At 67.4% G+C, this 24,639-nt stretch carries 23 protein-coding genes; 9 read left to right on the top strand and 14 right to left on the bottom strand.

Annotated features, from left to right (window positions below):
- Positions 1 to 21 precede the first annotated feature (21 nt).
- Together ACIOSY_RS00440 and ACIOSY_RS00435 are read right to left on the bottom strand one after the other, a co-directional pair.
- On the bottom strand, positions 22 to 1,023 hold the full coding sequence (locus ACIOSY_RS00440; protein WP_400847289.1) for a Clp protease N-terminal domain-containing protein: 1,002 nt from the start codon (positions 1,021 to 1,023) through the stop codon (positions 22 to 24).
- Positions 1,020 to 1,265 (bottom strand): hypothetical protein, encoded by a 246-nt coding sequence (locus tag ACIOSY_RS00435; protein ID WP_400847286.1) that lies wholly within the window; start codon positions 1,263 to 1,265, stop codon positions 1,020 to 1,022. Before ACIOSY_RS00435 ends, ACIOSY_RS00440 begins: the two co-directional genes overlap by 4 nt.
- A 281-nt stretch (positions 1,266 to 1,546) precedes the next feature.
- On the opposite strand from ACIOSY_RS00435, the gene ACIOSY_RS00430 reads away from it, so the two are divergent.
- Positions 1,547 to 5,740 (top strand): discoidin domain-containing protein, encoded by a 4,194-nt coding sequence (locus ACIOSY_RS00430; RefSeq protein WP_400847283.1) that lies wholly within the window; start codon positions 1,547 to 1,549, stop codon positions 5,738 to 5,740.
- A 77-nt stretch (positions 5,741 to 5,817) separates the two neighbouring features.
- Positions 5,818 to 6,114 carry a hypothetical protein gene (locus tag ACIOSY_RS00425; protein WP_400847280.1) on the top strand — a complete coding sequence of 99 codons (297 nt, stop codon included), beginning with the start codon at positions 5,818 to 5,820 and terminating at the stop codon, positions 6,112 to 6,114.
- Between the two features lie 27 nt (positions 6,115 to 6,141).
- On the opposite strand, the gene ACIOSY_RS00420 is transcribed toward ACIOSY_RS00425, so the two are convergent.
- Complete coding sequence (locus ACIOSY_RS00420) at positions 6,142 to 6,420, bottom strand: hypothetical protein (protein ID WP_400847277.1); 279 nt, start codon at positions 6,418 to 6,420, stop codon at positions 6,142 to 6,144.
- Between the two features lie 202 nt (positions 6,421 to 6,622).
- The gene (locus ACIOSY_RS00415; RefSeq protein WP_400847274.1) at positions 6,623 to 7,291 is read right to left on the bottom strand and encodes an alpha/beta fold hydrolase; all 669 of its coding nucleotides are present in this window, start codon (positions 7,289 to 7,291) and stop codon (positions 6,623 to 6,625) included.
- Positions 7,292 to 7,362: 71 nt separating this feature from the next.
- Between ACIOSY_RS00415 and ACIOSY_RS00410 the strand changes: the two genes are divergently transcribed.
- Entirely contained in the window at positions 7,363 to 7,992 is a 630-nt protein-coding gene (locus ACIOSY_RS00410; RefSeq protein ID WP_400847271.1) for a DUF1684 domain-containing protein, read from the top strand.
- Here the strand turns inward: ACIOSY_RS00410 and ACIOSY_RS00405 are convergent.
- The 10 genes from ACIOSY_RS00405 to ACIOSY_RS00360 all read right to left on the bottom strand — a co-directional run bounded on the left by ACIOSY_RS00405 (position 7,989) and on the right by ACIOSY_RS00360 (position 16,808).
- Positions 7,989 to 8,402, bottom strand: a complete 414-nt coding sequence (locus tag ACIOSY_RS00405) for a hypothetical protein (protein WP_400847268.1) — start codon at positions 8,400 to 8,402, stop codon at positions 7,989 to 7,991. The two genes, ACIOSY_RS00410 and ACIOSY_RS00405, sit on opposite strands and share 4 nt — an antisense overlap.
- A 174-nt stretch (positions 8,403 to 8,576) precedes the next feature.
- The gene (locus ACIOSY_RS00400; RefSeq protein WP_400847265.1) at positions 8,577 to 9,497 is read right to left on the bottom strand and encodes a DUF1295 domain-containing protein; all 921 of its coding nucleotides are present in this window, start codon (positions 9,495 to 9,497) and stop codon (positions 8,577 to 8,579) included.
- Positions 9,498 to 9,514: 17 nt separating this feature from the next.
- On the bottom strand, positions 9,515 to 11,365 hold the full coding sequence (locus tag ACIOSY_RS00395; protein WP_400847262.1) for an AMP-dependent synthetase/ligase: 1,851 nt from the start codon (positions 11,363 to 11,365) through the stop codon (positions 9,515 to 9,517).
- A 134-nt stretch (positions 11,366 to 11,499) separates the two neighbouring features.
- On the bottom strand, positions 11,500 to 12,279 hold the full coding sequence (locus ACIOSY_RS00390; RefSeq protein WP_400847259.1) for a lysostaphin resistance A-like protein: 780 nt from the start codon (positions 12,277 to 12,279) through the stop codon (positions 11,500 to 11,502).
- Between the two features lie 78 nt (positions 12,280 to 12,357).
- A complete protein-coding gene (locus tag ACIOSY_RS00385) occupies positions 12,358 to 12,918 on the bottom strand; it encodes a hypothetical protein (protein WP_400847256.1) in 561 nt (186 codons plus the stop codon).
- Positions 12,919 to 13,093: 175 nt separating this feature from the next.
- A complete protein-coding gene (locus ACIOSY_RS00380; RefSeq protein ID WP_400847253.1) occupies positions 13,094 to 13,657 on the bottom strand; it encodes a hypothetical protein in 564 nt (187 codons plus the stop codon).
- A gap of 80 nt (positions 13,658 to 13,737) precedes the next feature.
- The gene (locus ACIOSY_RS00375) at positions 13,738 to 15,690 is read right to left on the bottom strand and encodes an alpha/beta hydrolase (protein ID WP_400847250.1); all 1,953 of its coding nucleotides are present in this window, start codon (positions 15,688 to 15,690) and stop codon (positions 13,738 to 13,740) included.
- The gene (locus tag ACIOSY_RS00370) at positions 15,687 to 16,064 is read right to left on the bottom strand and encodes a DUF6507 family protein (RefSeq protein ID WP_400847246.1); all 378 of its coding nucleotides are present in this window, start codon (positions 16,062 to 16,064) and stop codon (positions 15,687 to 15,689) included. The genes ACIOSY_RS00375 and ACIOSY_RS00370 overlap by 4 nt, the downstream gene beginning before the upstream one ends.
- On the bottom strand, positions 16,064 to 16,372 hold the full coding sequence (locus tag ACIOSY_RS00365) for a pore-forming ESAT-6 family protein (protein ID WP_400847243.1): 309 nt from the start codon (positions 16,370 to 16,372) through the stop codon (positions 16,064 to 16,066). The genes ACIOSY_RS00370 and ACIOSY_RS00365 overlap by 1 nt, the downstream gene beginning before the upstream one ends.
- Positions 16,373 to 16,406: 34 nt before the next feature.
- Entirely contained in the window at positions 16,407 to 16,808 is a 402-nt protein-coding gene (locus ACIOSY_RS00360; RefSeq protein WP_400847240.1) for a hypothetical protein, read from the bottom strand.
- 80 nt (positions 16,809 to 16,888) lie between these two features.
- Here ACIOSY_RS00360 and ACIOSY_RS00355 point away from each other — a divergent pair, with 80 nt between their 5' ends.
- From ACIOSY_RS00355 to ACIOSY_RS00330, 6 genes are all read left to right on the top strand, one after another.
- Positions 16,889 to 17,593, top strand: a complete 705-nt coding sequence (locus ACIOSY_RS00355) for an FHA domain-containing protein (RefSeq protein ID WP_400847237.1) — start codon at positions 16,889 to 16,891, stop codon at positions 17,591 to 17,593.
- 65 nt (positions 17,594 to 17,658) lie between these two features.
- Positions 17,659 to 18,111 (top strand): hypothetical protein, encoded by a 453-nt coding sequence (locus ACIOSY_RS00350; RefSeq protein WP_400847234.1) that lies wholly within the window; start codon positions 17,659 to 17,661, stop codon positions 18,109 to 18,111.
- Positions 18,108 to 19,421 carry an EsaB/YukD family protein gene (locus ACIOSY_RS00345; protein ID WP_400847231.1) on the top strand — a complete coding sequence of 438 codons (1,314 nt, stop codon included), beginning with the start codon at positions 18,108 to 18,110 and terminating at the stop codon, positions 19,419 to 19,421. The genes ACIOSY_RS00350 and ACIOSY_RS00345 overlap by 4 nt, the downstream gene beginning before the upstream one ends.
- A complete protein-coding gene (locus ACIOSY_RS00340) occupies positions 19,418 to 20,110 on the top strand; it encodes a hypothetical protein (RefSeq protein ID WP_400847228.1) in 693 nt (230 codons plus the stop codon). The genes ACIOSY_RS00345 and ACIOSY_RS00340 overlap by 4 nt, the downstream gene beginning before the upstream one ends.
- Positions 20,107 to 24,042, top strand: coding sequence for a type VII secretion protein EccCa (gene eccCa / locus ACIOSY_RS00335; RefSeq protein WP_400847225.1), 3,936 nt, complete (start codon positions 20,107 to 20,109; stop codon positions 24,040 to 24,042). Before ACIOSY_RS00340 ends, eccCa begins: the two co-directional genes overlap by 4 nt.
- Positions 24,039 to 24,584 (top strand): hypothetical protein, encoded by a 546-nt coding sequence (locus ACIOSY_RS00330; RefSeq protein ID WP_400847222.1) that lies wholly within the window; start codon positions 24,039 to 24,041, stop codon positions 24,582 to 24,584. Before eccCa ends, ACIOSY_RS00330 begins: the two co-directional genes overlap by 4 nt.
- Positions 24,585 to 24,639: the final 55 nt, after the last annotated feature.

Here is a 24,639-nt window from a genome sequence, read left to right as displayed (position 1 = left end):
CCCCCTCACGCCGAGCAGGCGTCAGCGGAACACGCGGCTCAGACCGCTGCTGATCTGCGTGAGCTGGATGAAGATGACCAGGCGCGCGAGCGGCCGCAGGAGCCATCCGAGCACCGTCCGGCGGCCCGCCGTGCGCTCCCAGCCGAAGTGGATGCGCACCTGGGTTCCACCGGCGGCCTCTTCGAGCTCGAAGCGGATCACGCGCTCGTTGGCCGCTCGGGCGTCGGGGTACGACATGCGCCAGGTCACGCGGAAAGGGGCGTCGACCTGCTCGCGACGGATGCGGACGCGGCGAAACTCGTCCTTGATCCGCAGTGGCTTGCCGTCGGGAGCGTGCGTCGGGGCGGCGGCATCCCAGTCTTCTTCGGTGTCTGTGCCGCGAGCGACCTGTCCGACTGCGCCGTCCCACTCGGGGATGCGCATGGCATCGCTCACGAGCATCCAGAGGTCGGCAGGGGGCGCGGGCACGAAGGCGGACACCGTGCCGTGGGGCCCGCGTGATCGCTCGGTGGCCGCGGCAGGTCGGATGCCGTGCGCGGGTCGGATGCCGTCGGCCTCGTCGAGGCGCGCACGCAGATCGGCCGTGTCGACGCCGAGCCGGCTCAGGAGCGCACCGATCGTGCCGCTCGGTTCCGTGAGCAGGCAGCGGAGCACCGCGGAGCTGCTCCCGTCGCGCTGCCCGCCGGACGCTCGCTTGAGCACGTCGACCGCACGATCGGTCCAGTCGTACCCCTGCGTCTCGTGGAACACGATGCGCTCCTCGCCCGTGCCGCCGGCGGCGTCGATGGACGCGACGCCGAGTGATGCGAGGTGATCGGTGCGTTCTGCGGCGACGGCGTCTCGGGCGACGTCGAGGGTGACTCCGAGCCCGCGGAGCACCTGTCCGGCGTTTCCGGCGTCGAGCGTCAGAGCCAAGAAGAGGTGATCGATGTCGGCGTCGCGGATGCCGGCACGCGAGGCCTCTTCCATGGCTGCGAGTGACAGCGTCTGCATCACCGCCGCGGCTTCGGTGAACTTGCTCATGCGTTCCTCCGGGGGATGTCGATGGTCGGGTCGATGCGCTTGGCGTGCTTCTTGTGCACCGCCTGGCGGGTCACTCCGAGTGCGTCGGCGATGGCTTGCCAGCTCATTCCGGTGCGCAATGCGGCCTCGACCTGTCGGAGTTCGAGGGTGTCGGCGAGAACGCGCAGAGAAGCGACGGCGCGCAGCCCCGCGCGGGGATCGGTGGTGTCGGCGGCGGCCCGGGCCACGTCGGTCGATTGCATACTGTCAACCTAGGTTGCGTGCAGTTCCTCTGTCAACCTAGGTTGCTCGCCTGGTCGCGCGCCGGGACGTGAGGGGTCAGGACACGCCGCGCCGCGGGCGGCTGATGCGGCGTGTCTTGGCCCCTCACGCCGATCAGCGCACGCGCACCTTGACGCACCCGCCGCGCCCGGGTTATGTTTCTCACACCCGTTCTGACAGCGTTGTCATGTCGCGTATCCGCGACGGTGACCGATGCAGTTCACCCAGAGTCCCCGAAGACTCGCTCCCGAGGAGACACGACATGGCCCGCTCCGGCCCCGCACCGACCCAGCGCCCCGCGCGCACAGGACGCGCCGCGCGCACGCGACGCACCGCAGGCCTCTTCACGAGAGCGATGACCCTCGTCGTCGCGGCAGCGGTCGCGGTACCGGTGGCCGCCCTCGCGCCGGCGGCGGCAGCATCCGCCGCTCCGGTCGCCGGGAACTCCGTCGTGAAGACCGCCGCCTTCGGCGCCCCCGACGACACGGCGGCCGACTACTACGCCGCCCTGCTGCGCCACACACGCTGGGTGAACACGGTCTGGGATTCCTCGATCGGGGCCTACCAGTTCAAGGACTTCAACTTCGCGGTGGTGCTCGGCAACGCCGTGCTGCTGACCCACGGCGAGTACGACGCGCAGACCGCCGGCAGCTCGAAAGAGCAGCTGAGCCAGCGCACGATCGACACGATCCGCTACTACGCCGCGAAGAACCGCTTCGTCGACCCGAACGGCACCTGGGGCAAGCGGCTCTTCTGGGACTCGACGTTCCAGTCGTACTTCCTCGACGCGGGTCGCCTGCTCTGGGATCAGCTCGATGCCACGACGCAGAAGAACCTCACGACGATCGCCGTCGGCCAGTCGACCTACACGTCCGACCTGAACTACGGCAACGACCCGCTCTCGGGAGCGTGGACGGCCGACTGGCCGACCGGCAAGCACGAGGGCGACACCGCGCAGGAGGAGGCCGGCGTCTACACGCAGTCCCTCGCGCCGGGTCTTGCCTGGGCCCCCGACCACGCGGATGCCGCGCGCTGGAACGAGCAGCTCGGAGACTGGGCCCGCAACGCCGCCGGTCAGCCGACCGCCGACCTCAACAACCCGGCGATCATCGCAGGCAAGCCCGTGTCGACGAACACGATGCAGACGATCTACGACACCTACCTGGTCGAGAACCACGGGTCGTTCGGGCCGCACTACCAGTCCGACATCTGGCGTTCGGGTGGCCGCAATGCGATCCAGTTCATCCTGAACGACCAGCCGGTTCCCGAGTACCTGAAGCACCAGCCGAACTCGGCCGAGCTGTGGGAATCGATCAAGATGGTCATGTCGAACCAGGGTGAGCCGTTCATGCCCATGGTCAACGACCGCGAGTACCTCTACGGCCGCGACGTGATCCCGATGGCCTTCCTCGGCCAGGTGCTGCGCGACCCCGATGCCGCGCGCGCCGAGGCCAACATGGCGGCCTCGCTCGAGGCGTACCAGTCGTACGCCCCCGTCGACCGGCTCGCGAAGTTCTCGGGCGAGCCCAAGTACGAGCCCGAGGCCCGTGCCGAGATCGCGATCTCGTACCTGCTGCACGTCGAGTCCGCCGAGTCCGAATCGGGCGTGGTCACTCCCACGCCGCACGACGAGTTCTTCGCGCGACTCTCGGGTGTGCGCGACTTCGGTGCGGGGCCGGGACTCTCGGTGCAGCAGACGGCGGATGCCTGGGCGGCAGCATCGAGCAAGAAGGGGTTCCTGAAGTTCCCGTGGGTTCCGGGGCACGACTCCTGGCTGTTCGCACTCTCGGGCTCGACGCCCTTCCTCTACCCGAACTCGGCGGCGACGGTCGACGCCCGCAACACCGCCACCTACACGGCGCCGCGCGACGGCTTCGAGGGCACCTCGTCGGTGTTCCGCATCGGCGACGGCTACGCGGGTCAGGTCACTCTGCCGACCGGCGCGGCGCTCTACGCCTCGACGGGCGCGGGCTGGCAGGACGGCTCCGTCTCGGTGCGCAACCTCGACATGGGCGGATACAACGGCCTCGACGGAACGCGCACGTACTTCACGGCCGAGGGATCGGGCACTGACACGCTCCCCGTCGTCACTCCGCCGAACCCCGCCGACGTCAACGCGGCACGCATCGACGACCTCTCGTTCGAGCCGGTCCAGGCGCGCTACGTGCGCATGCAGGGGCAGCAGGGCAACGCCAAGTACGGCTATTCGCTCTACTCGCTGCACGCCTACGGCGCCGGCGATCAGGCATCCACCGACCTCGCCGCCGGTCGCCCGGCGACCGCGTCGAGCGAAGACCCCGCCCGGCTCGCCGCGACGGTGACCGACGCGAACCCGACCACGCGCTGGGCCGTGTCGGCCGCCGATCGCACACGCGCCGACTCGTGGATCCAGGTCGACCTCGGCGCCGAGACCACGGTCGGCTCCGTGCGCCTGGCGTGGGAGGCGAGCGCCGGTGAGCGCTACCTCGTGCAGACGTCGTCCGACGGTCAGACCTGGACGACGCAGGCCGCCCACACCGGCGGCGTCGACGCGAACGTCTCTCGCCTCGACACCGTCGATCTGGTGCCGTCGGGCGCCGAGGCCCCGGCTCCCGTCGAGACGCGGTTCATCCGCATGCAGGGCGTGCAGGGTGAGCCCGCCTACGGCTACTCGCTCTACACGCTGCGCGCTCTCACGGCAGCGGGCGTCGATGCGGCCGCGGGCAAGCCGGCGACGGCATCGAGTGCAGATGCCGGCAAGGCGCCGTCGTCGGTCACCGACACCGATCCCGCCTCGCGGTGGGCGGTGTCGAAAGACGACCGTCAGCGGGCGGACTCGTGGCTGCAGGTCGACCTCGGTGCCCCGACAGCGATCGCCCAGGTGCAGTTGGGCTGGGAGTCGGCAGCGGGTCGCGAGTACCGCATCCAGACGTCGGCCGACGGGGTCACGTGGACGGATGCCGCGAGCTACCGCTACACCGGCGACCAGGTGATCTCGACCGAGGGCTCGTGGGTCAACGTCGAAGACGAGGCCGGTTTCGTCGTGCGCGGCGGCCAGGCTCCGATCACGGTGTCGTCCGAGAAGGCCGGCATCAACGCGGTGCGGCTCGGCGGCGGCGCCCAGCCGTTCCTCGTCGAGATGGTGCCGGGCGATGCGGCGGCGACGGCGGCGCAGGATGCCGCGGCCCAACCGACCGCTGACGGTCTGCTGGTGAGTTCGCTCGACGGCTACCTCACGGCGTTCAACCTCACCGGTGCCGATGTCACGACGTCGGTGACGATCCCGTACGCGGGTGACACGGTGTCGCTGTTCGACGGCGACCAGGTGCTCGGTGCGGGTTCGTCGAGCCTGTCGATCTCGGTGCCCGCGGGGCAGGCCGTGGTGCTCGCACCCCGGGCTATCGTGTCGACGGCCACCGCTTCGGCGGCAGCGCAGGGGCTCACGGTCTCGGTGGTCGACGGGCGCACGATTCACGTGTCGCCGGCGGGTGCTGCCGACGCCGCTCGGATCGACGCGGCTGCCGCCGCTCCCGCCATCGACGTGACGAACGTCGAGACGGGCGAGACGCGGGCGCTGCCCGTCGGCCTGCCGGTCGTCGCGACGGCGGCGACCTTCCCCGGGGCGACGCCCTTCCCGGTGGCGGATCTGGCGCTCAGCACGCTCACGTTCCCGGCATCCGTCCTGCCCGAAGGCATGACCACGCCGCAGGGCGCGGTCGATGGCGACGAGGCCACCTCCTGGACGCCCGGCGCGAACGGCCGCATGGTCACCGACCTCGGCGCCGCTCGCGCGATCGGCACCGTCACGACCCTCTGGGACGGTGCGGATGCTCCGGCGGCCACCGTCTCGGTCAGCGACGACGGCATCAGCTTCCGCGACGTCGGAACGATCGACGCCAGTGTGACGCACGGTGCCGTGCCGGTCGACGCGACCGCACGATACGTCGCGCTCACGACGACGTGGAGTGCCGGCGACCCGGGTCTCACCGCCCTGCGCGTGCTGGCTCCCGGAGTCGCGGACGACGCGGCGCCCGGTGCCATCGAGGGCGATCTCGCGGCGCTGGTCGTCGGCAAGGATGCTGCGGGAACCCTGCAGGCATCCGGTTTCCCCACGCCCACCTACGCCGTGACCGACGGAGCCCTGCCCGACGGGATCACGCTCGACGCGGCCACCGGAGTGTTCGGCGGCGCCCCGACGGCGGTCGGCGATTACGCCTTCACGGTCACGGCGTCGAACGGCATCGGAGACCCGTCGACCCGGGAGTTCGTCGGCAGCGTCACCGCGGTGCCGACCGACCCGGGCGGACCCGGAAACCCCGGCGGACCCGGAACGCCGGGTGACGGTGCCGGCAACGGCTCCGGCGACGACCTCGCGGTCACCGGTCTCGTGCCCGGGTGGTCTCTGGCCGTGGCGCTGCTGCTGCTCGCCGCCGGTGCCCTCCTGGTCGCGCGGCGTCGGCGCCTGGCGGCCGACTGAGGCCGCGGCGGGAAAGATCTGCCCGCGCAGCGATCCCCGGTTCCGAGGGATCGCTGCGCAGGCGTAGTGTCGGTCTCATGGGAAGACTCGAGTACAACAGCTCTCGGCCGCCGATCGAGGTCGATGACGAGACGCTGGCTCACGTCAAGATCGTCATCGGCACGAAGCTGCGCCGGCAGGAGAGCTTCATGATGACGTGGTTGCCGGATGCCAAGAGCAATGCCGGCCGCATCACGATCTGGATGCATCCGAGCATCCCGCTGATCATGGCTTTCGACGCTTCCACGATGCCGTCGATCGAGCCGAAGCGGATCGAACGCATGATGGAGCTCCTGAACGCGCGCGGAGAGCTCGTCCTCGATCAGCTCGTGTAGCGGTCGTTTCAGCGCGCCGGGCGAGGGTCACGCCGTCGCGGAGAGCGGCGGCCGGTGCACGATGGTGATCGGCGGCTTGGCGCGGCTCGGGGTGGAGAAGCGGGTGAGGTCGTCGAAGGCGTCTTCGGCCGACATGTAGTAACTGGCCAGCGGAAGCTCGCGCAACCACAGCACCTCGACCTCGACGGTGTCGAGTCGGTAGATGCGGGCGACGGTCTGCCGTGCATCGTTGGTCGCGTAGCGATGGTCGAGGATCAACCATTCGGTTTCGGTGATCTTCGTGAGCTCGAACCGAGGGTCGGGCATCGCTGACATCTTTCACTCCCGTCATTCGTAGCCAACCGTGGCGACGGGATGAGCACGGCGTGCACAGGATGCCGACTTCCTCAACGGGCGCTCATCGTCCGCCAGATTCCCAGATGCTATTGGTGTACCGAAATATCACTCAAGCCCCTTGCGATTTCGTCGCGGTCGATCTACACGTGCTCTCGGCCCCGTGAAAGAGGGGTCAGGTGATCCGTTTCACCGCGAGCTCTCCGGCGAACCGATCCAGCGCCACGGCGAGCTCCAGCGGATGCGTCAGCGCGGCGTAGTGCCCGCCGGGGATCTCGACCGGTGCGACGCCGAGACGATCGGCGATGAGTCGGCGCATGAACGGCGCGGGGAAGAACTGGTCGTCGGTGCAGACGATCCCCATCGTCGCGACGGCGGGGAGGCGATCGGCGGGCCACGGGTGCGACATCCAGTCGCCCTGCTGATCGCGCTCGCGGCGGCGCGCCTCGTCGGCCAACCCCTCGGGGACACCGTTGAAGAACGAGATGTTCGGATCGTCGTCGATCGTCTCCTGATCGTGCCCGGTGGCGGACCACCACTGCATGAAGGTCTCGCCCGGACGGGGGATCATGGCCGTGAAGAACACGAGGCCCTCGGCGTCGAGCGCGTCGGCGACGAGGGGCGCCGTGAAGCCGCCCAGCGAGTGTCCGACCACGATCACGTGCCTGCGATCGCCCACGGCATCCGTCACCGTGCGCACGTAGTCGTCGAGCCCGGCGTTCGGGTTTTCGATCGGCAAGTCGACGGCCACGACCTCGTGGCCGGCCTGCCGCAGGATCGGGCTGACGAGGTGCCAATCCCACGCGGTCGAACCGCCGCCATGGATGAGCGCGAACGTCGCCATGCGACACACGATAGACCCGGCGGAGGTCGGATACCAGACACATCAGTGGCGCGCCCCATAGCCTGGGGAGCATGACGAGCACATCCGCACGCACGGCCGTCGAGGTCGTCGATTGGCGCCGCCGCGTCTTCGCCCTCTACGACGCCGTGCGCCAGGCCGACGACCCGGAAGAGGCGCACGAGCTCTGGCGGATCGAGCGCGACGACCTGATGCTCCGGCATCCGGCGACCGCATTGCTGCCCGAGGACCGTCTGATGTTCGAAGGGCTGCCGATCGCCCCGTACGACCCGGAGTGGCGCTTCGAGCTGCCGATCCTGCCGACCGACCCCGGGGGCTTCGACTTCGCCACCGGAACCGACGGCGTCGTGCCGTTCGAGCGGATCGGCAAGGTCGAGATCCCGGATGCCGGTGCACTCGACGTCTGGCGCCTCACCACCTACGGCGGAGGCCTCTTCATCCCGGTGCGGGATGCGCTCGCCGGTCGCCCCGGCGGCACCTACGGCGGCGGGCGCTACCTGATCGACACGATCAAGGGCGCCGACCTCGGATCGGATGCCGCGCGCGGAACGATCGTGCTCGACTTCAACTTCGCCTACAACCCGTCGTGCGCCTACGACCCGGCGTGGGCCTGCCCGCTCGCGCAGCCCGGCAATGTGCTGCAGGCGGAGGTTCCGGTGGGGGAGATGTACGCGGGCTCTTAAAGTTGCCCTGGCCATACCGACGGGTGCAGCGCGAAGGTGGTCGCACTGATGCGGGTGGTGGTGTCGCGCCAGGCATCTTCACTCTCGGCGAGGGGTGTGAGCGATTCCCACAGCCTGCCCAGCACATCGGCAGGCGCTTCCTCGGCACGGGGTTCGACGACCACGATCAGCCGGCGCGATGACCGCACGAACACCAGGGTCACGACACCGCTCGCCTCGGATGCCGACTCGAGCTGGAGCCGCTCGTCGAACGAGGCGTGATCGAGTGCGGAGTAGGCGTGCCACCCCGGAGCCGCGGAGGCAGGAAGCACCTTCCCCGGGCCCGTGCCCCAATGGTTGAGCGCGTACCAGGCGAACGCCTCCGCAGCCGAGGCCTCGGCGCCGGGGATCACAGCTGGTCGTCGACCCATTGCGGGCACCTCGTTTCGCTGTCGCACGGAATCTGCGATGCTACGCCGGCAGTTGTGCGTCGTCCATCCCCACGCGTCATTCGGGAGGAGATCCGCACTCGGGAGGATGCATCCGCCGTATCCGTCCTCCCGAGTGCCGATCTCCTCCCGAATGACGGCAGGAAGACCCAGGCCTTAGGCGGTCACTCGCGCTTCGGGCCGGGTGAGCTTGGGGATCAGCGCGGGCGTGCTGTCGCGGTACGCGATGTAGTCGGGGTGATCGCCCCACTTCTTCTCGGCGCGTGCTTCGAGCAGCGGGATGCCGCTCACCCGGGTGAGTAGCAGGATCACGAACAGGGGCGAGAGCAGGGCGACCCACTGCCAGCCGGCGAGCACGGGTGCGGCGGTGAGGAACACGCCCACCCAGATCACGATCTCGCCGAAGTAGTTGGGGTGGCGCGAGCGCGACCACAGTCCCGTGCGGATGAACTCGTGCCGGTTGCGCGGGTCTTTGCGGAAGGCCGACTTCTGCGCATCGGCGACGATCTCGATCGCCATACCGACGAGCCACACGATGATCCCCAGGATGCTCAGCCATCCGAGGGGTGCGCGGGCCGCGGCATCCGTGCTGATGGCGATCCACGCTGCTGCCGCCGTCAGCGACACCCACGCTCCCTGGATCACCCACACCTGCAGGAACCGCACCGGTGACCCCTTGATCTCGTCGAACCGACCGTCTGATCCGGCCTTGTGCACGCGCAGCGCCAGGAAAGATCCGAGACGCGCGGCCCACAGCATCACCATGGCCGCGAGGATCCAGCTGCGCGCGTCGGGCAGGGGCGTCAGCAGTACTAGCGCCGCAGAGATCACGAAGAAGGTGAGGCTGCCGGTGAGGTCGAAGAATCGCTCGGTGCGCAGGATCATCGCGGGGATGAAAGCGAGGATCTGGATCGCGAACGCCGCGGCGACGGCGAGGGCGAACAAGGGGATGCCGCTGAGTGTGGCACCGTTCTGGCTGCCGGCGAGTGCGACGAGGGCGCCGATGACGAGTGCGGCGACGATCGCGATGAGCGAGGATCGGGAGGACTTGGGGGTGGTGGGCGTCGGTGACGACATGGCGTTCTTTCTGCTTCTCAGAGGTACAGGTCGGTGACGGTGACGGCGGCGCGATCGAGCACGACGCTGCGCTTGAGCTTCATGGTCGGCGTGACCAGCTCGCGGTCATCGAGGTCGGCGAAGACCACGCTGAAACGACGCACCTGCTCGCTGCGCGCGACGAGGGCGTTGGCGGCGTCGACGGCGCGCTGCAGGTGGGCGCGCAGCGCCGGGTCGGTCACCGTGCGGATGTCGGGCTCGGCGGTCAGGGGGATGCTGGTGCCTCGGGCATCCGCCCAGGCCAGTGCTTGCTCCGGGTCGAGGATGAGAAGTGCCGAGAGATACGGCTTTCCCTCGCCCACCATCACCGCGTGCGAGACGAGCGGATCGGCTTCAACGGCGCTCTCCCAGCGGGTCGGCACGATCGTCTTGCCGTTCGAGGTGACGATCACGTCCTTCAGCCGTCCTTCGAGAATCAGCCGCCCCTGGTCGTCGAGACGCCCGAGATCGCCGGTGCGGAAGAAGCCGTCGACGAAAGCATCCGCATTGTGAGCCGGATTGCGATACCCGTCGAAGACGCCGACGCCGCGGGCCAGCACTTCGCCCTCGTCGCTGATGCGCACGGTGAGGCCGGGCAGGGGAGAGCCGACACTCCCCGAGGCGATGCGGCCGGGCAGGTTGCCGGTGAGCGGGGCGGTCGTCTCGGTGAGTCCGTATCCCTCGATGACCGGCACGCCGAGGCCGCGGAAGAAGAGCGAGAGGTCGGGGTCGAGTGCGGCTCCGCCCGACAGGATGTACCCGACGCGTCCGCCCATGACGGTGCGCAGGCGCCGGTAGAAGAGGGCGTCGAAGAAGCGGTGGCGCAGGCGCAGCCCGCGGTCCGTCGCGATTCTGCGGCCGGCGTCGATCCGCTCGGCGCGGCGGCCCCACGCGATGGCAGTCGACCGCGCCTTCGCCCAGACTCCCGAGAGACCCTTGTCGGCGGCCTTGGCGGCAGCGGCCGCCTGGATCTTCTCGAGCACCCGCGGCACGACCACCAGGAACGTCGGCCGCAGCGTGTCGAGCGTGGCCACCACGGTCGACGGGTCGGACAGGTGCGCGATGCGCATGCCGCTGGCCAGGCAGATCAACTGGAGCCCGCGTGCCAGCACGTGGGCGAGCGGCAGGAAGATGACGGTGTTGCCGTTCTCGTTCACGATCTCGTGGTATGCGGCGGCGATGTTGAGAACCTGACCGAGGAAGTTGCGGTGGGTGAGTACGACGCCCTTGGGCTCGCCCGTGGTGCCCGAGGTGTAGACGATCGTCGCGGGGTCGTCTTGCGTGGCGGATGCGCGGCGGGCCTCGAGTTCTTCGTCGGTGATGCCCACCCCGTGCGACACCAGATCGCGCAGGGATCCGGATGCCGTGGCGTCGGTCTGCGGCATCGGCGAGGTCTCGGCATCCATCGTCCATGCGCCCAGCGTGAGCCCGTCTGCCTGCGCGAGCGCGGCCTGCAGAAGAGCCGTGTGCGTCGAGGCGCCGCCGATCGCCAGGCGCACATCGGCATCGGCGACGATCGCGTTCACCTGCGAGGGCGATGACGTCTCGTAGATCGGCACGACGACGGCACCGGCGAACCAGGCCGCGAGGTCGGCGACCGCCCATTCGTAGCGGGTCGGCGCCATGATCGCGATCGGGTCGCCGGTGCGGATGCCCTGGGCCATGAAGCCCTTCGCCAGACCGCGCACCTCGTTCGAGAACTCCCGCGTCGTGATCGGCCGCCAGGCATCGCCTTCATCGACCTCGAAAGCGACGTGACCGGGGGCGGCGGCGGTGCGCGCGACCAGCAGGTCGGTGACGTTGCGGTAGCCGTCGAGCGCTGCCAGCGGTGGGGTCGATGACTCGATCATCGGGGGCTCCTGTCGGTCCGACGGGCGCGCGGGTACCGCCCATCAGCCCTTGTTCGGAACCGCAGGGATTTCGGATGGGACGAGGATGCTGCCGGATCGCCGAGCGTCAGAGGGCGGAGATCACTCAGCGGCGCTTAGGGCCGCGAAGATGCCGTGACCGCGGGTGATCCGACCGGCTTCTCGTCGGTTCCTTTGATGACCCAGTAGACGACAGCGACGGCGAGGATGCCGATGACCGGACCGAGGATGCTGACCCAGGCGCCGCCCAGCTGGGCGAAGCCGACCGCGAACACCGAGATGTCCCAGAGTCCGTGCAGCGCCATGGCCCAGATCAGGGAGCCCGTGACCCGACGCACGATGTAGAAGCAGGTGCCTGACATCGCGGCGATCACGACCTGTCCGAGTGTGCCCGCGACGGGAGCGCCGAGTGCGGCGTTGATCATGTGCATCGCGCCGAAGAGGACGGAGGTGAGCAGCCACACCCACACCTCGGAGAAGCGGGAGCGGAGCGCCGTCAGCAGCAGGCCTCGCGACATCAGTTCCTCGCAGAAGCCGACGGCGAGACCGAGGGCGAGCAGGGAGAGGAGGAACGACGTGTCGAACTTCGACCAGTCGGTGTTGAAGAGGTTCACCACGGCGACGACGAGCATGAGTGCGGGGGCGAAGATCGGCCATTTGTGATGCGACCGCTTGCGCTCGAACAGCGCGGGTCTCCACCACCCCAGCAGCCAGGTGGTGATCGCGAGCAGCACCGCGCCGACCGCCAGATCGAGGACGGCTCCACGCCAGGTGAACTCGGCGGAGGTGCCGATCTGCGTGTACGCGACCCCGCTCAGTTTCGAGACGACGAAGATGACGAGCACGTAGCCGAGATAGATCGCCAAGCCGATCCAGACGCGAGGGTGGACGCGCATGAGGGGGTGCCTTCCGGTCAGCGAACCAAATCGATATTTCAACATATCCGTCATTCGTGTTAGTCGTCCCAGAACCGCTTACTTGTTCCAGAACCGAGGAGTGCCGTCATCGTTGTATCCAAACGACGGCGTGTCTGTGGGACGCTCAGTTGTACGGTCGTCCTGGATCGGCGCATCTTCTCCAGTACTGATCCCCGGCATTACCGAATCGATGAGGTCTAGCCAGTCGCCGGGTTCGCAGGTGGAGTCGGCGTTGATGGTGATCATGTCTGAGCGTTCACCCGGGTTGAAATCGATGGTGAGGAGGGCGACATGCGACTCCGGCTTCTCCGCTTCAACAAGAACACTGTCTACATCTCCCGAGTAGGTGCGTGTTTTGATATCGGACCACCCGTTCTCGTCCAACCAGGCAGCGATCCGCTCACCCGCTTCCGCAGGGGTTCCCTCGAACCGCCACTCGAACGGCGTCGACCGACCCAACCGGAACATGTACCCGTCATCCCCACACTGATCGGAGCTGTCACCGTACCCCTCGAGCGTCCATTCCCCGTCGAACAACTGCAATTGAACGTCAGCAACCGCGGCCTTATAGGTGAAGTTCACCTCACGCGCCCGATCAAACAACTCTTCACCCGTCAAGACGGACTCCCCGCATCCCGTAAGCATCGACAGAACCCCTGCCATCGTCAGAGCAACGACGGCTGCTCTTCTACGGCCTGTCATTGCACTCGTCCACCTTTGAACTCAAGCGCTGCGGTGGTCTGCTCGAGTGCCGGAGCCAGGTTTGACACGCCTGCGGGTGCCGCGACCCCGATCACCGTGCGTTGGGCCAGAACCGGCGCTTGCCATCTTCGGTATACCCGAAACTCGGCTTTGCCGTCGGATCCTCAGCCGAGGGCTGAACTTCCAGGGATCTCTCGTCATCTGGATACCCCGGACGGCGTAGTTCAAACACTTCGTTGGCGTCCCCGACCTCGCAGGTGGAGTCGGCGTTGATGGTGATCATGTCTGAGCGTTCACCCGGGTTGAAATCGATGGTGAGGAGGGCGACGTGCGACTCTGGCTTCTCGGCTTCGACGAGGACGTTGTCGACGTCACCGGAGTAGGTGCGTGTCTTGATATCGGACCACCCGTTCTCGTCCAACCAGGCAGCGATCCGCTCACCCGCCTCCGCCGGAGAGCCCTCGAACCGCCACTCGAACGGCGTCGACCGACCCAACCGGAACATGTACCCGTCATCCCCACATTGCTCAGAACTGTCGCCGTAACCTTCCACGGTCCATTCCCCGTCGAACAACTGCAATTGAACGTCAGCAACCGCGGCCTTATAGGTGAAGTTCACCTCACGCGCCTGGTCGAACAACTCTTCACCCGTCAAGACGGACTCCCCGCATCCCGTAAGCATCGACAGAACCCCTGCCATCGCCAGCCCAACAAAGGTTGTTCTTCGACGGCGCGTCATTTCACTCGTCCACCGTTGAGGTCAAGCGCCGCGGCCAGGTCCATCACGGTCTGCTTGAACGACTGCGACCGGGGATCCAGGTAGCCCACAGCCTCATCATCCATCACGGGAATGGCGTCGCCGGTCGGCGTCACTTCGAAGCCGTCGATGAGGTAGTACCACTCCGTGCTGGCCTGCGAATTATGCCCCTCAGTGCGCTCGCCGTGCTCTCCATCGCCGCTGCCGTATCCCGACACGAAACCACCATCAGAGGAGAACGTCTCCACCCCGGCAATGGTCCGGGGATCCACAGGGTGCTCTGAGACTGGCCATCGTCCGATGGGCGCGATGAAGTCATCCGAGGCGTGCGTGGCGTGAACGGTGATGAGCTTGTCGTTGATCAGGTTTTTCAGATCGGCAGCAGTCTGCTCCGTGAGGCCGGCCGATCCGTAGAGCCAGACGTTGTCGACGAGGCCGGGATTGTCGACGATCATTTGCGTGCCCGCAGTCGTGCCGAGCGAGTGCAGTTCGAGGTTGAGCTGTGCTGCAGGGTTGATCGTCTGGAATCCGCGGAGCAACTGTGCGGCGCGCTCGGCGCCGCTGTCGGGGCGTTCGATATTCCACACATTGCCCGTTCCACCTGAGTCCCACTCCATGAACAGCACCATAGCCGTGCTCCCGACTATGCCTTGATCCGCCAGCTCTTTATCCAAGGAGCTCTTCGTAGAAATCGCGCTGTCAGACCATTCACCGAGATTCCCCATGTCGGTTTCGATACCGTGCGTGACCGTCGTGATCTGATCGGCAGTGTCCACATCACCGAATCCGACACTCGCCCGAGGACTCCCATCATCAGTCTCGAGGAAAAGGGACAGGAGAGACAAAGGTGGATCAGGATTCTCCTGGCCCTTTGCCAGGAGGTCGCGAAGACGTTCCAGCTGTGTCCTCTGTGTCTCTGTGAGGTCGCCGGCGAGCAGGTCGTTCAGCGTCTCGCGGTTGAATTCGTTCTTCATGACGGCGGGGATCCCGTTGAGGTTGCCGATCGCGAATGGTGCGAGCGCGAAGAGTGCTGCGAGTGGCCCGGTCGTCCAGGCGCCGTCTGCGCCGCGGGTGGATTGATCTTCGAGGTTCTCGAAGAGGTAGCTGGCGCGTTGTGGGTCAACGAAGCCGACGCCCGATGCGAAGTCCGGGTGCGCGGCCAACCATTCCTCGACTTCCGTCTCGCTCGCGGTGCTGAGCCAGGTGATGCGGCTCGCCGCCGCATCCGACAGGGACTGGCGCAGATGCTCGGCGAGACCGGAGGTAACAGTCGGGCCGCCCGGGTAGACGGATTCCGCTTCGCCCCAGTAGGTCTGCGAGACGCGGACTTCATCGCCCCATGCGCCGCGCACGACATCCCCGCCGGAGATCCGTCCGAGCTCGCCAGCGATCCACTCTTCTTCGGCTTCGATGTCGGAGCGCAGCTTTTCGATGTCGCGTTTCAGATTGGTTACGGCCGTGTTCGCGGCATCCTCGGCATCCGCTGCGGAGGTCCGCTCGTCGGCTGTCGCTGACGTCTCATCCGAGTCGGGATCGTCACGGAACGCCGTCCAATACGCGGAGTCCGCCTCGGATGCCGCCGAGATCGCATCGGCATGCTGTTTGTTGACCGTGATGATGCGTTCGAGCAACTCTTCGCGACGCCTCTTCAGCACGGGGAGGGTGTTCATCGCCGCGTCGGTGAGAACTCGGCGGGCTTCGATCATCGCGGTCACGAACTCGCTGGCCGCACCTCGCGAAGGGTCGAGCATCGCTACCGCACCTTCGGCGCCCGCGACATCGAACACCTCCGGCAAGTGCTGCCAGCGATCGACCGCGCTCACCATGGTGGTCTCGAGAAGAGTCGCCGACGTCACGATGTCTTCTCCGAGGCCTTCGACGACCGCGGCATCGAGGACGTGAGGTACAGAGGAAGGATTGACCGCGCTCATGGCGTCCTCGAGAAGCCCGGGGTCTGATACGCCGAGGGGAGTGCGATGCCCCAGGCGTCTTCTGCGCGCGACTGCGCCGCTTGCGTATCGGCCGCCATCTCCTCGTCGCCTGCGACGATCGCGGTCGTCGCAGACCCCACCCCGGATGCTGCCACCCTTACGGAGTGCATGATCTTCCCCGGTACGAGTGAGCGCATTTCCATGAAGGCCTCCCACGCGCTCGATAGAGCCGTGCGCCCGTCGACCGACAGCGTCGACGCCGCCATCGCCGCTTCACTGATGCCGGTCTGCACCGATTCGAAATCCGGACCGAGGTCGTCGATGCCCGCGAGCACACCGAGAACCCCATCCGGATCGACGCGCCAATGCGTCATCAGATGGGCAGAGCGGCACGGCCTTGCGCGAGCGCACGCAGGGCGATGTCATCGTTCTGCTCCAGGGAGCCCCGGATAGCGGCGATCACGCCGCGCACCTGGTCGCCGGCCTGGGTCCACTGCTGCTCGAGAGCGGCGTACTCCTCTGAGACGCCGTCTGCTTGGTAGTCGGCGAGTGCGGCGCGCACGTCTTGGTCGCGGCGCTGCAACGCTGCTTCGAGGCGTGCGGCGACGTTCTCGAAGTTGGATTGCACCGACTGGGATGCGCCGACGTTGTAGTCGTTGCGGTCGATCTGGTTACTGGTCATGACAAACCCTCCGTGCTGCCGTTGCGTGCAGGTCTCAGGCCGAGGCCTGGCCAGAAATCCGTGCCAGCACGGACTCACCACTGAAATCTGCCGAACCCTGCGCGGCATCGTGCGCTGCGGCGCCGTCTTCTGCGGCCGTGGTGAATGCGAGATTCTGCCCGGCGATCGACGTGACGATGCCTGAGAGTGCGTTGTTCAACGCGTTCGTGATCTGGTCGGTGTTGTTCTTGAAGTCGTTGAAGCGGGCTTTCGCCGCACCGTTGAACACGCCCTCAAGTGGCTCTGCGGATTCGACGAGCGCACGCACCAGCGCGGTCAGATCTTCCGACTCGGTCTGGGTCCTCTGACCCAGACGAACCAGTGTTTGCTCCTCCATAGAGAATTTCATGTTTCCCCCCTGATCGTTCTGAACGCCCCCATGGTAAACCACGAACAACCGATATGGCAGTCCTCAGTGCCCTATACACGTCCGTCAGCGACGCCTTCGGTCCTGCGCGACTGTGTACCATGACCGACGTGTCATCTGCCGTCGAATCACCACGCGCCGCCTCTGCCGGCTCGTTCGCGATCGACGTGCTCGCCGCCCTCCTCGTTGCTCTGATCGCCGCTCTCCTCGCTCCGAATACCGCCGTGGTTCTCGCTCCCGCAGGTGCCGTTTTCGCGATTATGGGGCTGCTCTTGTGGCGCGGAATTCTGGGCGGAGGAGTCGGTCATACGATCCTGCGGTTGCGTAGCGTGGACCGGTTGACCGGGCTACCGTCTTTCCGTGTGTTGCAGACGGTGACGGTGCGACGCGGTGGCGACGGTGACCCGTTCTCGCTGCGTGCACCCCCGGGCGTTTTCGCAACGCCGCTCCCGGAGCCCCCGCAGCGCGGAGGGGAAGCGCCGCACCTACGGTTGCTCATCGACGACGGCACCAGCCACCTCGTGCAGCGCTCAGCGATCATCGGACGGAACCCCGTCCCCGCCGACCCGACGGTCACGCTGATCGCGATCCCCGACCTCACCCGCACCATCTCGCGAACCCACCTACAGGTCGATATCACTACGGATGGACTGGTCATCACCGATCTGGGATCCAGCGGTGGAACTCTGCTAGACAGCAGTGATGAGTTCCTGCCCCGGCACGTCGCGATCCCGATCCCGTGGGGCACGACCCTGGTGCTCGGCACCCGCCGTGTCGTGTTCGAACAGCGCAGACGCTCGGGAGATGCCGCATGATCGACTACGACCAGACACTCCTCGAGTCGACACGCACACACCGTGAACGGCTCACAGCCGCGTTCGTGCACGGCGCGCAGCGCAACCGCCGTGTCGTGAACTCCAACCTCCGCCGGCTCACCGGTTCCATCATCCTCGGTGCCGTCCTGTGCGCCGCTTGCCTGGGTACCGGATTCGTCCTTAACATCCTGCAGACGCAGCGCGAAGACAAAGCCGTCGCCGCGTATCGTGCAGCCATTGAAGCGAGTCCTCTGGAGTCCGGTGAGGGGCTTCTGGAGGATGAAGACAGCGGCCTGCTGATCGACACCAGCACCGGGACGCTCATCGATCCTCGCACCGGATTCGTCATCGATCCAGACACCGGATGGGCTACGGATCCTCAGGGACGGATCATCGACCCCCGCACCGGGTGGTTCGTCGACGTGGATACCGGGCTGCGCACCGACCCGGCCACCGGGGTGACCATCGACCCGGACACACTCGACGTCGTAGGTGCCGAGCCAGACGGAGAGAAATGATGGAGTACACACGCGTCACGGTGATCGGCACCCGCCGCAAGGCGGATCTCGTCCTGCCCGACGACCACCCCCTCGACCAACTCCTCCCGGAGATCGTCGATCTGTTGGACGAGCCGGTCGGCAACGGTTCACCTCTCATTCTCACCTCGCTGCTCGGCCAGCAGGTGAACACTCGGGCGACGCTCGCCGCCCAAAGGATCGACCATGGAGCGATTCTGCGACTCGTCTCCCAGGACGAAGCCCCGCAGCCGCCGGACATCGCCGATGTCACCGAAGCCGTCAGCGACGCTGCCACCCGCCGGGCCGACCGGTGGACGCCCGCCCTCACCTCACTTGTCCTCTCGAGCGTCGTCGCAGTCAGCGCTGCGATCACCGGCCTCCTCCTGCCCGCATCACCGGGCATCCTCACAAGCCTGCTCGTCGCGTTCGCCGTTGCCATCGTGGTCTCCGCGCTCCTCGCACGCCGCGGCGCGACGGGCGGACACAACGCCCTGTTTGGTCTCAGCCTGGGCCTGGCAGCGCCCCTCGGCATCCTCGGCGTGCCTGCCATCTTCCCCACGATCGCGGGCGACCTCCTTATTGCACTTGTAGTCAGTGTGGTGCTCGGCTGGGTATCCGTCGCCGCCGTCATGGGTGTGGGCGCCCGCAACCGCGGCGTGATTCCCGGTGCCGGCGTCGCTGCCGCGTTTGGGGTCACCGCCGTCGCGGCTGCCCTGGCCGGTGCACCGATCGCGGTGACTGCGGCCGTCTGCGGGATCGTCGCGGCGGTCGGTATCGGGCTCGTCCCCGCGCTCGCTCTCGCCTCCGCCGGTGTCGGACGCCTCGACGACACCGCGATGGCGGGTTCGCCGGTGCGGCGCGGCGACATCGATGATGCGATCCATGTTGCGTTCACCGCCCAAACGGCACTCGCGCTCGCCCTCACCATCCCCACGTCAGTCGCCATCGTCCTCCTCAGCACCGGTGATGGCTGGCAGGCGGGCCTCGCTGCCGCCCTCGCCCTGTTCCTTGTCGCCCGCAGTCGGTTGTTCCCGCTTGCGGTTGCTCGCACGACGCTGCTGATCGGCGCTCTCTTCCCGCTCGGGTTCTGGCTTCTCGGCGGGACTATGGACCCGGTCCTGCGCGCGGGCATCGGGGCCGCAGTGTGCGTAGTTCTCCTGGTGGTCGCCTTGCAGCGTCCGTCGGATGCGGCGCAAGCCCGCCTGCGCCGACTGCTCGGTGTGTTCGAGGCATTGACGGTGATTGCGATGATTCCGTTGCTTCTCGGCATCATCGGCGTGTTCGGCGACCTGCTGGGGACGTTCTCATGACCCGTCTGCAGATGATGGCGCAGCTGTGGGGCGGCGAGCGTCACAGGAACAGCATCGCTGCGGAACGCGCGCTGCGCGCCCCGTTACCGGTGATCCGCCGCGTCGGGTTCGCGTCCCTGCGCGGCGGAACCGGATGCACGACCGCCGCGCGGGCGGCGACGTCGATGCTCGCCGGCCGCCGTGACCGGGGCGTTCTCTTCGTCGATGCGACAGGCTACCGGACGTCGAGCACCACTCCCGAGCCCGAAGACGTGACGCTCCCGGCACCAGTGTGGCCCGGCGGGGTCGACACGTGGCGTCAGTGTTGCGACCCGCACTACCGAGACCGAGAGATCACGGTCACCGATTGGGGCACGTTGGGTGTCTCAGAACTGTCCGCCGTCGCCGCCCACTCCCATGTGCTCTGCCTGACGACGGGCGTGGAACGGCTCGCCGTTCAGCACGCCGTGGATATCGCGGCCGCTCTGACTGCGGCCGGGACGCCGACGCTGATCGTTGCGTCGGGGCTCCGCGGCCGTGTCGGCGCAGCGACGAAACGGATGCTGGCCTCGTCGCCCGTCCCACAGGTCACACTCCCTTACGACAGACACGTGCAACCGCGCCCCGCGAGCGTGCTCGCCGTTGCCGGGCTGGGCGCCGAGATCGTCCGGTTGTGCACGGCCCCGAGATCCATCGGGAGTGCCGCATGACGAAGCCCCTGTTCCACCGCCCCACGCGCGTGACCGCCCCTCCGACCCCGCCGGAACCTGAACTCATCCCCGCGCCGCCATCGCTGGAAGACCAGGGCGGGGCAATGCCGCTGCAGTTCCTGCTGCCGCTGATCGGTGCCCTGTCCTCGGTGATCATGATGGTCGTGCTGCGCAACGGTCAGCCGTTGTTCCTCGTGCTCGCCGCCGTGGTCTTCGTCGTCGCGATCGTCGGTGGTCTCGGCTTTGCTTTGTCATCGCGGGGCCGCGCGGCCCGGAAAGCCCGCACCCGCCGCGAGCTCTACCTCGACTACCTCGAGCGACTGCGGTCGGAGCTGCGTGAGCGTGGCGACCGCGACCGGGCGGCCGCTCTTGCCGTGCACCCGACCCCGGACGGCCTGGTCGAGATCATGCGGAACCCCGCGCGCCGATGGGAACGCCGGCGGACGGATGCCGACCACCTGTCCGCTCGGGTGGGGCTCGCCGCCCGCCCGTGGTTTGGCCTCACCCTCGCCGCGCAGGAATCGCCGCTGGAGCCAGCCGACCCGATCCTGGAGCGGGAAGCGGAGATCGTCGCCCGCACCCTCAACGCAGTCCCTGAGATGCCGATCACCGCCGACCTTCACGACGCGTCGGTGGTGTCCATCGTCGCCGACCGGGACCGCGGCATGTCCACGATCCGCTCCCTCGTCTCCCAACTCGCGACCGCGCATACACCCGACGACCTCGTACTCGCCGCCGCATACTCGGCGGATCACGCCGATGACTGGGCCGGGTTCGACCTCCTCCCGCACGTCCAGGACACCGCCCTGTTCGATGGCCCCCTGCCCGCACGACGCATCGCCCCTGACCTCGCCCTTCTCGCCGATGTCCTCGCAGACGAGCTGACCGCGCGCGGCGCGTCCGCCACCAACATCCAGCGCCGCGGCAGCGGAGAGATCCAGCGGGCACGTCTCATCGTTTTCATTGACGATCATGGACAGGCCGCGTCCCGGCTGCGTGGCCCTGACCCGCACCTGCGCCTGCAGGACCTGAACATCACCGTCATCCATCTCCTCTCCGACCGGCTCCACGAACCCGACGACGTCGACGTGCGCATCACGATCAGCGAAGACGATGCGGTCATCACCCACCAAGCGTCGTCCTCAGAACCCGCTCCGGTTCTGTTCGCCCCCGACGACACGCGCAGCGACACCCTGGTCGCCCTCGCCCGGTCGATGGCCGCTTTCCGTACCGTCCACGTCGCCGCCCGCGCCGACAACAGCACCGCCGACCCACTCGACATCGCCCGACTCCTCGGCATTACCGACGTCTCCGACATTGACCCCACGACGCTCTGGGCCCCCCGATCCCCCAGCGCGTTCCTGCGCGTACCGTTCGGCATCGACGACAACGGACGACCCGTCTTCCTCGATCTGAAAGAGAGCGCGCAGGAAGGGATGGGCCCGCACGGTATCTGCGTCGGAGCGACTGGCTCAGGAAAATCGGAGATGCTTCGCACACTCCTTCTTTCTCTTGCGCTCGCGCACCCTCCCGAGGACCTCAGCCTCCTCCTCGTCGACTACAAGGGTGGTGCCGCATTCTCTCCGTTCCAGTCACTCCCTCACGTCGCCGGACTCATCGACAACCTCGCCTCCGATCCACAGCTGACCACCCGCGCACGCGCATCCCTGCAAGGCGAGGTTCTTCGCCGCCAGCAGATGCTGAAGGACGCCGACTCGTCCCCGTCGATCACCCACTACCGCGAGTTGCGCAAGACCCGCCCTGACCTTGAGGCGATGCCGCACTTGTTCATGGTGATCGACGAGTTCGGTGAGTTGCTGACCGCGGAGCCGGAGTTCATCGACCTGTTCCTGCAGATCGGCCGCATCGGCCGATCGATTGGCATCCACCTGCTCCTATCCAGCCAACGCATCGAGGCGGGCAAGCTCCGCGGACTGGACACGTATCTGTCGTACCGGCTCGGCCTACGCACGTTCAGCGAGAACGAATCCCATGTCGTCCTCGGCACGACCGATGCTTACCGTCTTCCCGCCCTGCCCGGGTACGGAATCCTCAAAGTCGACACCTCCGTATACCAGCGGTTCCGCGCCGGGTTCGTCTCCGGCGCGACGCCCACGCGGTCCGCCCCCGTCGTCACCGCGGGCGAGCGCAACCGAGTGTTCCGTGTCTCCACGTACAACGGCATCGCCCAGGACACGGACGATGACCAGGTCACGAAACCTGCACTGTCCTCGCCGGAGATCGGTGAGCTGTTCATCGACGAAGCCGTGAGGCGGCTACGCGCCGACGGCCGCGCGGTCACAGCCGCGTGGTTGCCGCCGCTGCCGGAACGACTCGCGCTCGGGCAAATCCTCGGAGAGCAGGAGCTGACGCCGAATCTTGAGTTCCCCATCGGGTTGATCGATGACCCGGCCCATCAGAACCAGTCCCCGTGGAGCCTCGATCTCACCCGTGGCGGCGGGCACCTCGCCATCATCGGCAGCCCGCAATCCGGTCGCAGCACGCTGTTGCGCACGATCGCCGTCTCCCTCGCGCTGACCCACACGCCCAAAGACGTCGCGATTTACGGCATGGACCTCGTTGGAGGCGGTTTGCGCCGACTGGAACCCTTCCCGCACGTCGGTGGTGTCGCGACCCGCTCCGACCCCGCACGGCTGCGGCGCCTCCTCGAGGAACTCGAATCGATGCTCACCGCACGAGAACACATCTTCAAGAACACGCGTATCGACTCCATCTCAGAATTGCGGACTCGACATGCCGCGGGACAGATCCCACAACTCGCGTCTGCGGAGATCGTCGTCCTCGTCAACGGCTACGGCGCCCTGCGGCAGGAGTTCGATGAGCTGGACGCCGCGTTTACCGCCATCATGCTCCGCGCGGCGAACTACGGCGTGCACATCGTCCTTGCCCTTTCTCGCTGGAGCGAGCTGCGCATCGCCCATCAGTCTCTGTTCGGCACCAAGATCGAGATGCGGCTGAACGACGCCGGCGAGTCCCAGGTCGACCGCAACCTCGCGCGCACCATCCGCGCCGCCACCGCCGGTCGCGCCCTGAGCGACAACGGTCTCATCGGGCAGGTGGCCCTCCCCGTCCTCGAAACGACCGATGATGGCGAGCTCGGCGATGCAGTCGAAGCTCTGGGGCATCGGGTCGCCGCGTCCTGGTCCGGTCCTTCCGCTGCACCGATCCGACTCCTCCCGCAAGACCTCGACCCCGACCAGCTCCCCGGCCCCGCGAACGAACCCGAATCCGTTCCGTTCGGCCTCCGGCAGGACACGATGGAGCCCGCCTTCTGGGAGTTCACACGCTCCGATCAGCACCTGCTCGTGTTCGGTGACGCCCGCAGTGGAAAGTCCAGTACGCTCCGGATGATCGTGACCGGACTGATCGATCGGTTCACGCCAGCAGAGCTTGCCATCGCCGTCGTGGATTCCCGTGGACACGTTGGCGAGATAGTTCCCGATGCGTATCTTGCGGCCCACGCCCGCTCGACCATCCAGGCGTCGGGGCTCGCGTCTTCCATTGCAACCGAGCTCGCACGCCGGCCCCAGCTCGATGCGACCTCTTTGGCTGCCGCTCCCCGCGTCGTCCTCATCATCGACGACCATGACATCATGAGCGCCGGCGGCATCGAACACCTCGCCGCCCTCGCCCCCCACCTCCCCACCGCGCGCGACACCCGATTCCACATCATCCTGTCCCGCCCCGTCGCCGGATCAGTGAGAGCGATGTACAGCTCATTCCTGCAAGGAGTCCGCGACACCGGTGGGGCGGTTCTGCTCCTGTCCGGCGACCGCAGCGAAGGGCAGATTCTTCCTCGCGTCCACGCCGAACGCTTCCCGCCCGGGCGCGGCCGCTACATCCGCCGCGGCGAACAGCCGCACGTCATCCAGGTCGCGCACCTACGAAGCACGGGGGAGGCACCTTCGTGACAACGGTCACGTTCGTTGGCGCGGGCGGCGGCGTCGGCACCACCACGCTTGCCGCTCTGACGCTGCACCTCCTCGCCGAGAATCGGGTACCGCTGCCCGCGGTGAACGCCACCGACCCGGGCGCGTTCGACCAGCGCTCCGGCCTCCAGCTGGCTCCCGCACTCGCAGGCAGTCATGAACTCATCGACGGAGGCCGCTACGACGCACAAAAGGCCGCCTCCGCATTTGCGCGCGGCTACCTCGTGCTCGTCGCCGCGCACACCAGGCAAGGGATGTCGGCGCTCACGGACAGCACGGCCGACATCGCCGCTCGCTTCGGCGCTGATGCGCACTGCCGCACCGTGCCCGTCGTCACGTCTGTCTTCGGACGACGACCTGCGACCCCACATGAGATGCCTGTGCAGATGCGGTTGCCGTTCGATCCCTCGCTCGCAGCCGGCGGTCCGCTTCACCTGGCCGTGCCACATTTGCGTGCGGGTACGAAAACGGCGCTGAGACAGCGCTGGACCCCATGGGTCCTGGAGACCTTCGCTTTCCGCTGAGCGCGTTGCCCGAATCTGTGCGCCTACCGTCAGCGCCCTCCTGGAACCATCGCGG

The sequence above is a fragment of the Microbacterium sp. NPDC087665 genome (genome assembly GCF_044743285.1).
In the GTDB taxonomy this organism is placed as follows: Bacteria; Actinomycetota; Actinomycetes; order Actinomycetales; family Microbacteriaceae; genus Microbacterium.
The sequence above is the reverse complement of the archived record's forward strand: the minus strand, read 5'-3'. Positions and strand labels throughout refer to the sequence as shown.